Source organism: Gaiella sp. (genome assembly GCF_057140465.1).
This window is the reverse complement of record NZ_DBNHWK010000007.1, coordinates 1-11,033: the sequence shown is the minus strand read 5'-3', so window position 1 is coordinate 11,033 and position 11,033 is coordinate 1. Positions and strand designations below refer to the sequence as shown.

Genomic DNA, 11,033 nt, shown 5'->3' with positions numbered 1-11,033 from the left:
TCGAGCTCTCACTGCCGGACGGGGGGAACGAGCTGATCCCGGTCCTCCGCTGGGACGGGGGCGAGCGTGCGCTCCAGGCCGAGCGACGGCCGCCCGTCGACTCGGCCGTCGTGCTCGCGCTCCTCGGCGTCGTCGTCGTGCTCTGGGTGACCGAGCTCTTCCCGCTGTACGTGACCTCCCTGCTGATCCCGGTGGTGCTCACGATGACAGGGGCCCTCACGGCGACCGCGTCGCTCGCGCCGTTCTTCAACCCGATCATCGTCCTCTTCTTCGCCGGGTTCATGCTGGCCGAGGCGATGCGCCGCAACGGGCTCGACCGGCTCGCCGCGATCGCGATCGTCGCCCGTGCGGGACGAGGCCCGGTCGTGCTCTTCGCGACGATGCTCGCCGTCGCCGCGGGCCTCTCGATGTTCATGTCGAACACCGCCGCCGTGGCCGTCCTCGTCCCGATCGCGCTCGCGGTGACCGAGCCGCTCCACCACCTCGGCTACCGCAAGGCGCTCGTCCTCGGGATCGCCTACGCCGCGACGATCGGCGGCGTCGGGAGCGCGATCGGGACGCCCGCGAACCTCCTCGCGATCGAGTTCCTCGACACGTTCGCGGGACGGTCGATCAGCTTCGTCGAGTGGTTCGCGTTCGGCCTCCCGATGGTGGCGCTCTTCCTCCCGCTGATGGGCGGCTACCTGTGGTGGCGGGCCGGCGTCAGCATCGAGCGCGAGGGGTTCGTCCGTGCCCGGGCGGCCGCCCGGGCGGAGCTCGAGCAGGTCGGGCGACCGACGCGCGACCAGTGGACGATCATCGCCGTGTTCGTCGGGATCCTCGCGGGCTGGCTCACGCAGACGGCCCACGACGTCCACCCCGGCATCGTCGCGCTCGCCGGTGTCGTCGTGCTCGCGATGCTCGGGAAGATCCTCCCCGAGGACCTCGGCCGCATCTCGTGGGCGTCCCTGCTGACGTTCGGGGGCGGCCTCGCGCTCGGCCTCGCCCTCGTCGAGAGCGGCACGTCGGACTGGATCGCGACCCGGCTCACCGCGATGGCCGACCTGCCGACGGCGATCGCCGTCACCGCGGTCGCGGTGCTGGCCCTGGCGCTGACGACGGTCGCGTCGAACACGGCGTCCGCGGCGATCCTGATCCCGCTCACGATCCCGCTCGCAGGCGTCCTCGGCGTCGACCCGACGCTGCTCGTCGTCGTCGTCGCGATCGCGTCGTCGATCGACTTCGCGCTCGTGATCGGCACCCCGCCGACGATGATCGCGTACTCCACGCAGCTCTACTCGGCGGGCCAGATCTTCCGCGTCGGCATCGTCCTCGACCTGGTCGGCATCGGCCTGCTCGTGACCGCGGTGATCGCGATCTGGCAGCTGCTCGGGATCGTCTGAGCGGCGGTCGTCAGGTCGTGGCGCCGCTGTCCCGAGCCGTGTGCGCGACGTGCTCGCTCGGGGCCGCGAGCAGCGGCGCGAGCGGCTCGAAGCGCGCCTGGAAGAACCGCAGGTACAGGGGCTCGTAGACCATCCGCAGTCCCGGCACGCGGTCGCGCTGCCGGAAGACGGAGATCACCGTGTCCGCGACGAACTCGAGGTGCTCCTGCGTGTACACGCGCCGCGGGATCGTCAGCCGCACGAGCTCCAGCCCGTCATACGGCTCGTCGCCGTGCTGCCCGGAGACGATCCCCCGCTCCATGCTGCGGACGCCGCCCTCCAGGTAGAGCGCTGCGGCGAGCGCCTGCGCCGGGAAGTCCTCCTGGGCGACGTGCGGCAGGAACCGCTTCGCGTCGACGAACACCGCGTGCGCGCCGACCGGGAGCACGATCGGGACGCCCGCCTCCTGGAGCAGCCGGCCGAGGTGGCCGGCCTGCTCGATCTCGTGGCGCACCATCGCCTCGTCGGCCGACTCGCGGATGCCCTGGGCGAGCGCCTCCATGTCGTGCCCGGCGATGCCCCCGTAGTGCGGGAACCCCTCGTAGACGACCACGAGCTCGCGGAGGCGCTCGGCGAGCTCGTCGTCGTTGACGGCGACGAAGCCGCCGATCGGGACGAAGTGGTCCTTCTTCGACGAGAAGACCGCGCCGTCGACCTGGTCGGCGATCTCGCGGATCACCCGCTGGAGCGGCCAGTGCTCGTAGCCCGGCTCGCGGTCCTTCACGAACACGGCGTTCTCGGAGATCCGCGTCGCGTCGAGGATCAACGGCACCCCGTGCGCGCGCGTGAGCGCACGGACGGCGCGCAGGTTCTCGAGCGAGAACGGCTGGCCTCCGGCCATGTTCAGGCACGCCTCCTGACGCACGAACGCGACGCCCTCCGGGCCCGCGGCCATCAGCACGCGCTCGAGCGCGGCGAGGTCGATGTTGCCCTTGAACGGGGCGAGCGCGTCGGTGACGGACGCCTCCGGGACGGCGACGTCGACCCACGTGCCGCCGGCGAGGACGACGTGCTCGCGCGACGTCGTGAAGTAGAGGTTCGACGGCACCAGCTGGCCCGGCTCCACGAGGACGCGCGAGAGCAGGTGCTCCGCCCCGCGCCCCTGGTGCGTCGGGATCAGGTGCCTCCATCCGTACACGTCGTGGACGGCCCGCTCGAGGCGGTAGTAGCTCCGCGACCCGGCGTACGCCTCGTCACCGAGCTCCATCGCCGCCCGCTGCTCCTGCGAGAGGGCGGAGGTGCCGCTGTCGGTGAGCAGGTCGACGAACACGTCGTCCGAGCGCAGGAGGAAGGTGTTGTACCCCGCCTCCGCGAGCGCCTCGCGCCGCCGCTCGCGGTCACGGAGGACGATCGGCTCGACGACCTTGATCTTCCACGGCGGAGGACGCATCCGCTCCCATGCTCCCGGGCACCGGCACCGCCCTGCATCCGGGACGGCGCCGATCCGCGGGGGGAGGACTACGGAGTCGGTCGCCGCCCGGATGTCACGTCGAGCGCCACCTCGAAGCGCTCGACCGACGCGCGTCGCCCGCTCGCCGCGGACGACGGCACCATCGCGCCGAGCGCCGAGCGGACCGCCCCGGAATCGTCCTCCGTCTCGCAGAGGGGGAGGTCGACCGCCGCACGTCGGGGCACGAGCGACGAGAACGACGACGCGCGCGGACGGCGGACGGGAGCGCATCCAGAGCCGCGAGCGCGCCGACGCCGCGCAGCCCGACGGATGGCCTAGCCCGGCGCCTCCTCGAGCAGCGCCCGGACGAGCGCGTCCGCGTCCGACGACACGGTGACGTGGATCGCGGCGGGCTCGCGCACCCAGGCGATGAGGCCGCGCGCGGTCAGCCGGTCGAGGACGAACTGGAAGGACGACGCCTGCGTGCCACCCGGCTCGTAGCGGCGGAGGATGTCGAACGAGTACCCCGTCGTGTGCAGGGAGTAGTTGCGCGTCGCCTCCACGTTCGCCTCGCGCAGGAGCTGCTGGTACGCCTCGTCACGAACGGTGCTGGTCACGGTCAACGGGCGCGACGCACCGGACAAGGCGTGCACCTGACGACCGATGTAGAGGAGCGTCGCCAGCGCCTCCGCTCGCAGGCCCCGATACAGGGAGCGCGGTGCGCCGAGCGCCTCCGCGAGCTCGCCCATGCGCGGATCGACGCGCAGGCGAGACGCGGCGACGTCGTCCGGGAGCCGCTGGAGGAGCCGCTCCTCCCATGCGCGCTCGAGGTCGTCGCCGTCCAGGAAGCGCAGGGTGTCGTCCGGCGGGTGCAAGACCTCCTCGGCGCTCGCCTTCGCCCCGTGGAGCAGCGCGAGGCGCCCGAGCTCGTCCGGGTCGTCGCGGTACAGGCGCATGATCTCGCGGGCGGCGAGCACCCTCCAGTAGTACGTCGGCGAGTCGTCTCCGAGCCGCTGCAGCAACCGGTGTGCCGCGATGTTCCGCACGGGCGAGCTGTCGAAGAACACGCGGGCCCACGACAGCTCCTCGTCGGCGACGAACTCGCGGACGGGGACATCCGCTCCTGCCGCCGCGTAGGCGCGCAGGACGTTCGTGAGGTTGCCGATGCCCATGTGGTACGAGACGACCGCGAGGTCGTCGCGGCCGAAGCTCTCCTTCGCCGTCGTCAGGTAGCGCACCGTCCCGGCGAGCGCCTGTACCGGATCGAACCGCGCGTCGACCGCACGCCGCTCGTCGCGGAGCCGCCGAACCGCAGCGGCGTCGCCACGCCGCTTCGCAGCGGCGATCCTCCGCGTCAGCCCGCGGCTGCGCGCCAGGTCGACCGGCATGCCGAGGAAGTTCTGGGCGGTCTCGGCCAGGATCTGGGTCAGCCCGGACGCGCGCGCAGGGTCGTCGCCGGCGATCACCTCCGGGCGTCCGCTCGACTCGAGGAACACGATCGCCTCGAGCACGTCGGGATCGACGTCGGTGCCGTCGGCCGCCTCGTCGATCAGGTCGCGGAACGCGGCTGTGCGCTTGGCGGCGGCGAAGACGCCGCCAGGGCTCTTCGCGTACAGCGCGTGGCCGAGCCCGAACGCAGCGGCCTGCTCCAGCTCGCCGTCGTCGCCGTCCGCGTACGCGAGCGGGTCGTCGGTCGCGACGTCGACGCGCGGGACGAGGAGCGACGCCTGCACCGTCTCGCCACTCGACAGGCCCCGGGCGAGGAGCACGACGACGACGACGACGGCCACGCCGACGAGCAGCGCGAGGGCGACGAGACGGCGGCGACGCACGATGGCGGGGGAAGCGACGATGACGACTCCATTCTGGCGAGCGGAGTGGACCCGAAGGCGCCACCGCCGAGCTGCGCCTGCGCGAGAGGCGTCGTGGAGCGCACGCGCAGGGCCGTGCCGTCCGGGAGCCCGAAGCCGCGGGCGGTGCTCCCTCCAACGCATCTTCCGGATCGGTGCCGAGCTGGTCGCCCGGCGATCCCGGCTGGCAAGCTGACCTCGTGAGGACCCTTGCCGTCACGGCCGCGGTCGCCGCCGTCACCCTCACGGCGGCGACGAGCTCGCCCGCCACGCGCCCGCCCTTCGCGTCCACCGTGTCGCCCCTCCCCCCGGCCGTTGCACGCGCGATGACCGGCGTGTCGTGGCGGCCCGGCTGTCCCGTCCCGCTCCGCGACCTCCGGCTCGTGCAGGTGTCACACGTCGGCTTCGACGGGAGGGTGCGCCGGGGGCGGCTGGTCGTCCATCGCGACGCGGCCCGCGACATCGTCCGCGTCTTCCGGCGCCTCTACCGGGCAGGCTTCCCGATCCGGCGGATGCGGCCCGTCGACGCGTACGGCGCGAGCGACTTCCGGTCGATCGAGGCGGACAACACGTCCGCGTTCAACTGCCGGTTCGTGGAGGGGACGCGGCGCTGGTCGGAGCACGCGTACGGCCGGGCGATCGACGTCAACCCGATCGAGAACCCGTACGTCGCGAACGGGCGCACCTCGCACCGGGCGAGCGTGCGCTACGTGCGGCGCACGCCGTGCCGCCCCGGGATGGCCTGCCCCGGCAACGTGCTCGTGCGCGCCTTCCGCGAGGTCGGCTGGGCCTGGGGCGGCGACTGGCGCGGCGTCAAGGACTACCAGCACTTCTCCGCCAGCGGGCGCTGAGGGCCGCGGCCGGCGAGCCACCGTCCCGCGGGCGCGCAGGCGCTCGCCGTTGCGGGGAACTACGGATCACGATGCGGGAACACACTGATGGCCGCCGTACGGCCGCGCGCGACCGTTGGAGCACGAGCGAGACGACGAATCGGCGGGGCATCGCCGCGAGCGGCGAGCTCTCGGCGCCCGTCGTCGTGTCCTCGTACGGCGTCGGGCTCGTCCCGCGACGCCCCGGGGAGCGCGCATGACACAGCTTGCCGCCTTCGCGTGGAGCGAGCTCGTCGAGGGCTCGGAGGCCCTTGCACGCCTGGGCGAGGCGCGCAGCCAGCGGGCGCGGCGCTCGTACCTCGACGTCGTGCGGTCCGCGATCGCGGCGCACGGCGGGCGCGAGCTGGAGACGACCGGCGACGCGGTGCTCGCCGCGTTCGACGGCCCGAGCGACGCCCTCTCGTTCGCGCGCTCCGTCGTGCGGGGCTGCGAGCGCGAGAGCCGGCGGACGAGCGAGCGCCTCGACGTTCGCGTCGGCGTGGACGTCGGCGAGATCGCGTCGGAGGACGCCGCTCGCACCGAGACGGTCGACGCCGTCTCCCGCGCGCGGTACCTGGCGCGCGCAGCGGGCTCCGGCGGCGTGCTCACGAGCGGCGTCGTGGCCGCGCTCGCCGTCGGCGCGGACGCGCGCTTCTCGCCCGTCGGGCTCCTCGAGCCGCCCGGGTCGACCGAGCCGATCACGGGGTTCGAGGTCGTGTGGGAGCGCCTCACCGCAGAGCAGGCGCCGCTGCCGACGGAGCTCGAGGCCCCGGGCTCGCGGACGGCCTTCGTCGGCCGCGGCAGCGAGCGGGAACGGCTGCGCTCAGCCTGGGAGCGTGCGCTGCAGGGCGACCGGCAGCTCGCGTTCGTCGTCGGTGAGCCGGGGATCGGCAAGACCCGCCTCGCCTCCGAGCTCGCCCGCGAGCTGCACGGCGAAGGAGCGTCCGTCCTCTGGGGGCGCTCGTTCGAAGAGGCCCTGACCCCGTACCAGCCGTTCGTCCAGGCGCTCCGTCACCACGTGCGCAGCGCCTCGACCGACGAGCTCCGGGAACAGGTCGGCCCCGACGCGAGCCTGCTCGCCCGGCTGCTGCCCGAGCTCGGCACGCGGCTGCCGATCCCCACCGATTCGGTCGAGGATCCGGAGAGCGAGCGCTACCGGCTCTTCGAGGCGATCGACCGCCTCGTCACCCTCGCGAGCGTCGAACGGCCGATCCTGCTCGTGCTCGACGACCTCCAGTGGGCCGATCAGGGGACGCTGCTGCTGCTCAAGCACGTCGCCCGCGACCCGACCCCCGCCCCGCTGCTGGTGCTCGCGACCTATCGCGACAGCGAGGTCGGACGCGGCCATCCGCTCGCGCTCGTGAAGGCGGACATCGAGCGCGACCGCGTGATCGAGCGAGTCGAGCTGTGCGGGCTCGACGGAGACGACGTCGCCGCGCTCGTGGGTGGGCTGATCGGATGGGAGCCGCCGGAGAGGGTCGCCGAGGGCCTCCGCGGGGAGACGGAGGGAAATCCGTTCTTCCTCGAAGAGGTCGTGCGCCACCTCGAGCAGCTCGGCCTCGGTGCCGATCCGGAGCAGCTCGCGGGCGTGCGGAGCGCCGTGCGGGAGCTCGGCGTCCCCGGTCGCGTGCGCGAGCTCGTCAGCCGTCGGGTGCACCGGCTGTCGGAGCCGACCCGCGCCACGCTGTCGGCGGCGGCGGCGATCGGCAGCGAGTTCGACCGCGACGTGCTGGCCGACGTCCTCCGACTCCCCGACGAGCACGGCGCCGATGCGAGCCTCGACGAGGCGGTCGAGGCCCGTCTGCTCGCGGAGTCCGCGACGCAGATCGGCCGCTACGGGTTCACGCACACGCTGATCCAGCAGGCGCTCTACGAGGAGCAGACGCTGAACCGGCGCGCGACCCTGCACGGGCTCGTGGCCGAGGCGCTGGAGCGGCTGCGGGGCGACGCCCCGGAGATGCTCTCGGCGCTCTCGTTCCACTACGCGGAGGCCGGCGAACAGCACGCGGCGAAGGCCGTCCGCTACGGGCGCGCCGCGGGCGAGCACGCGCTGGGCCTGTTCGCCTACGAGGACGCGGCCCGGGATCTCTCCCGCGTGCTGGCAACGATGGACCTCGCCGCGGGAGACGACCCGGGCGAGCGCGCCGAGCTGCTCACGCTGCTCGGCACCGCACAGAGCCGGGCCGGCAACGCGGGGGCAGCGCGCGCCGTGTTCCAGGAGGCGGCAGAGCTGAGCGAGAAGGCGGGGGCATGGCAGACGCTCGCGCGTGCCGCGCTCGGGCTCGGCTACGGCGGCTGGACCGGCTACGGAGGCGTCTGGGAGTCGTTCGCCACGGTCGACGAGGAGCTCGTTCGGGTGCTCGAGCGAGCGCTCGAGGCCTGTCCCCCGGGCGACTCGCACGAGCGGGTGCGACTGCTCGGCCGCCTCGCGCAGTCGCTCTACTGGTCGCCCGAGAAGGAGCGTGCGCTCCGGCTGAGCGACGAGGCGCTCGCCGCGGCGAGACAGCTCGGTGACCCCGCGTCGCTCGCCTACGCGCTCGACAGCCGCAACGTCGTCCTGTGGGGCCCCGACCGCCTCGACGAGGGGCGAGCGCTCGCCGAGGAGATGCTGGCGATCGGCCGTGGGCTGGGGGATCGCGACATCCAGCTCGAGGCGCTCCTGTGGCTGATCCCCGACGCTCTCAAGCGCGGCACGATCACGATCGTCGACGAGCTCATCGACGAGTACTCCCGGGTCGGCGCCGAGCTGCGGCAGCCGTACCACCTCTGGTTCGCCGAGGTGCTGCGCGCGATGCGCGCCCACCTCGAAGGGCGGTTCGACGACGCGGTCGCGCTCTCCGAGCACGCCTTCGCCTACGGCGAGCGGGCGAACGACAGGAACGCGCTCCACGTCCACCTCGCGCAGGCGTCCTGCCTCTGGCTCGACCAGGGCCGCGCCGACGAGCTGCTCGACGAGCTCGAGCGGTTCGGGCCCGACTGGGGCCCGTCCCCGATCGTCCGCACCACGAAGGCCCTCGCGTTCGCGGGGCTCGATCGGCGCGAGGAGGCACTCGCGGAGGTCGCCGTGATCGCCGAGCAGGGGTTCGCGTCGATCCCCCGCGATGCCCTCTGGGAGCTGGCGATCGTCAGCTTCGCCCGCACCGTCGGCCACTTCGACGACCCGACCTACGCCGACGAGCTCTACGAGCTGCTGCTGCCGTTCGCCGATCGCGTCTGCGTCCTCGGCGGTGCCGTCCTCTGCCTCGGGCCGACGTCGAGGATCCTCGGGATGCTCGCCCGGGCCGGCGGCAGGTTCGACGTCGCACTGGAGCACTTCGCCGATGCGCTCGAGCGCAGCCGTGCGCTCGGCTCGCCGCCGCTCGTCGCGCGCACGCAGCTCGAGGCGGCGAAGGCGCGCGTCCGCCGTGGAGCACCGGGGGACGAGCAGGCGGCCGAGCGCCTGCTGCAGGAGGCCGCAGCCATCGCTGACGGTCTCGGCATGCAGAAGCTCGGCCACGACATCGAGAAGCTGCAGGCCACGCTCCGGCGGGAGGCCCTCGCGTGACGAGCCTCGAGGAGGCGGCGCCGGCCCCCGGGGAGGCGGCCGCGCCGCTCCCGAGCCTGACGCTCGGCGACGAGCTCGAGCGGCTCGCGCCCGGCTGGGGGCTCGACGACCTCTGCCGCTGGCCGCCGGACGTGTTCGCGTTCACGTCCGCGGTGCTCGGCGACTCCGGCGCGTACCGTCTCGTCGTCAACCCGCCGACCGGCAACAGCTGGCCGCCGCCGAGGACGACCGGGGAGAGCTGGGAGGCCGAGCTTCGCGACGAGGCATCCGCGTGGGCCGCACGCGCCGCGGACGACCTGCCGGTGGACGGCGAGCCGGCTCTGGCATCCGTGCAGCGGCTGCGTGACGCCCTGACGGCGAGCGCCGCGGTTCCGCTCGCCGAGCTCGACCGCCCGGAGCGGTGGGAGACGCTCGCGTACCTGCTCCACCTGCACGCGCTCGCCGACGAGGCGGGCGCAGGGGCCGGGATCGACACCGACACCCCGTTCCAGCGGCGGGCCGCTCTGCTTCTCGAGACCACCGGTTCGCTCGCCCGGCTCCCGACCGACCGCGCGCGGGTCCTCCCGAAGCTGCGGCCGCCGGCGTCCGGGATCACGCTGCGCTCGCTGTCGCACCACCTCGCCTTCGACCGCTCGGAGGTGGCCTCGCGCTGGGTCGTCGCCCCACCGGCGGCGCGGGCGGGGCGCGCCGAGGACCGGCTGACGCTGCTCGTGCTGCCGCATCCGTCGGTCGTGCGGGCGAGCGACTTCGTGCCGGTCGTCGGACCGCTCGAGAACATGGACGAGGCGCGCTTCGGCTTCTACGAGTACGCGCCGCAGGAGCCGTTCGATCCCGCGGACGCACTCGACCTCGTTGCGCGAGCCCGCCGGCACGTCGGTGCGATCGACGCCCTCGTCCTCCCCGAGGGGGCGCTCGCCGAGGCCGAGGTGCCCGTCCTGCAGCAGCTCCTCGCCGAGGCCGACGTCCCCTACCTGATCGCCGGCGTCCGGCAGCAGGCGCGGCACGACGAGGGGTTCGGGGGCAACTACGCGCACCTCGGGTCCGGGGGCTGGCAGGCGCCACCGCAGCACAAGCACCACCGGTGGTGCCTGGACGCGAGCCAGGTGCACCAGTACCACCTCGGGGCGGCGCTCGACCCGCGCCGCCATTGGTGGGAGGCGATCGGCGTTCCCCGCCGCCGGCTCACGTTCGTCACCGTCTCCCCGCAGCTGACGATCTGCCCCCTCGTCTGCGAGGACCTCGCCCGACCCGATCCCGTCACCGACGTCGTGCGCTCGATCGCGCCGACGCTCGTCGTCGCCCTCCTCCTCGACGGCCCCCAGCTCGCCGCCCGCTGGCCCGCCCGCTATGCGAGCGTGCTCGCCGACGACCCCGGCTGCTCGGTGCTCACCGTGACCGCCCTCGGCATGACCCAGCGCTCACAGCCTCCCGGCCATGCGCCGTCACGCGGGGTCGCGCTCTGGAAGGACCCGCACCGCGGCCTGCAGCAGATCGCGCTCGCGGAAAGGGCCCGCGCCGTCGCGCTGACCGCCCACGTCCGGCCGGTCGAGGTCATGAGCGCGGACGGCCGCACCGGGAAGCCGACCGCCGAGCTCGTCCTCTCCGGCATCGAGCAGATCGAGTAGGGCGCCGACTTCCCGGCACCGCCGCGCGGCTGCTCGCCGTTCTCGACACGGCAGCCGGGCCGAGCTCCCGAACGAACGGGGCCGGAGCCGACGCAGGCGCGGACGGGCGTGTCGTCAGGCGGCCGCGGTCGGGGCGGCCGCTCGGGCCGCCTCGACGCGCTCGAGCCAGGGCCGCGCCCCGAGGCGCCCGAAGACCTCCCGGGCCTCGGCGAGCAACGGCTCTGCCTCGCCCGCACGGTCGCGGGCGACGAGCCACTCGCCGTGCTCGAGAAGCGTGACCGCGAGCCAGAACACGACGCCGAGCGACCGGAAGCGCGCCGCCGCATCGGCGAAC

General features: G+C 73.9%; 6 protein-coding genes and 1 pseudogene. 4 read left to right on the top strand and 3 right to left on the bottom strand.

Annotation, left to right across the window (positions count from 1 at the left end; genetic code table 11):
- Positions 1–1,382, top strand: a 1,382-nt coding sequence (locus AC162C_RS00540) for an SLC13 family permease (protein WP_484095849.1), incomplete at its 5' end; no start/stop codon positions are given.
- 10 nt (positions 1,383–1,392) lie between these two features.
- On the opposite strand, the gene AC162C_RS00535 is transcribed toward AC162C_RS00540, so the two are convergent.
- Both AC162C_RS00535 and AC162C_RS00530 read right to left on the bottom strand, forming a co-directional pair.
- Positions 1,393–2,811 carry a tryptophanase gene (locus tag AC162C_RS00535; RefSeq protein ID WP_484095848.1) on the bottom strand — a complete coding sequence of 473 codons (1,419 nt, stop codon included), beginning with the start codon at positions 2,809–2,811 and terminating at the stop codon, positions 1,393–1,395.
- 335 nt (positions 2,812–3,146) lie between these two features.
- Positions 3,147–4,643, bottom strand: coding sequence for a DUF5715 family protein (locus AC162C_RS00530; protein WP_484095847.1), 1,497 nt, complete (start codon positions 4,641–4,643; stop codon positions 3,147–3,149).
- Positions 4,644–4,861: 218 nt separating this feature from the next.
- Here AC162C_RS00530 and AC162C_RS00525 point away from each other — a divergent pair, with 218 nt between their 5' ends.
- From AC162C_RS00525 to AC162C_RS00515, 3 genes are all read left to right on the top strand, one after another.
- Entirely contained in the window at positions 4,862–5,512 is a 651-nt protein-coding gene (locus AC162C_RS00525) for a M15 family metallopeptidase (RefSeq protein ID WP_484095846.1), read from the top strand.
- A gap of 235 nt (positions 5,513–5,747) precedes the next feature.
- Positions 5,748–9,074: an ATP-binding protein gene (locus tag AC162C_RS00520; RefSeq protein WP_484095845.1), complete on the top strand. Its 3,327-nt coding sequence runs from the start codon at positions 5,748–5,750 to the stop codon at positions 9,072–9,074.
- Positions 9,071–10,699, top strand: coding sequence for a hypothetical protein (locus AC162C_RS00515; protein ID WP_484095844.1), 1,629 nt, complete (start codon positions 9,071–9,073; stop codon positions 10,697–10,699). Before AC162C_RS00520 ends, AC162C_RS00515 begins: the two co-directional genes overlap by 4 nt.
- A gap of 114 nt (positions 10,700–10,813) precedes the next feature.
- Here AC162C_RS00515 and AC162C_RS00510 read toward each other — a convergent pair.
- Positions 10,814–11,033 (bottom strand): annotated as a pseudogene (locus tag AC162C_RS00510) (hypothetical protein); the annotation flags it as partial.

Coding starts and splice junctions, on each gene's coding strand:
- AC162C_RS00535 (WP_484095848.1), bottom strand. CDS start 2,811: ATGCGTCCTCCGCCGTGGAAGATCAAGGTCGTCGAGCCGATCGTCCTC.
- AC162C_RS00520 (WP_484095845.1), top strand. CDS start 5,748: ATGACACAGCTTGCCGCCTTCGCGTGGAGCGAGCTCGTCGAGGGCTCG.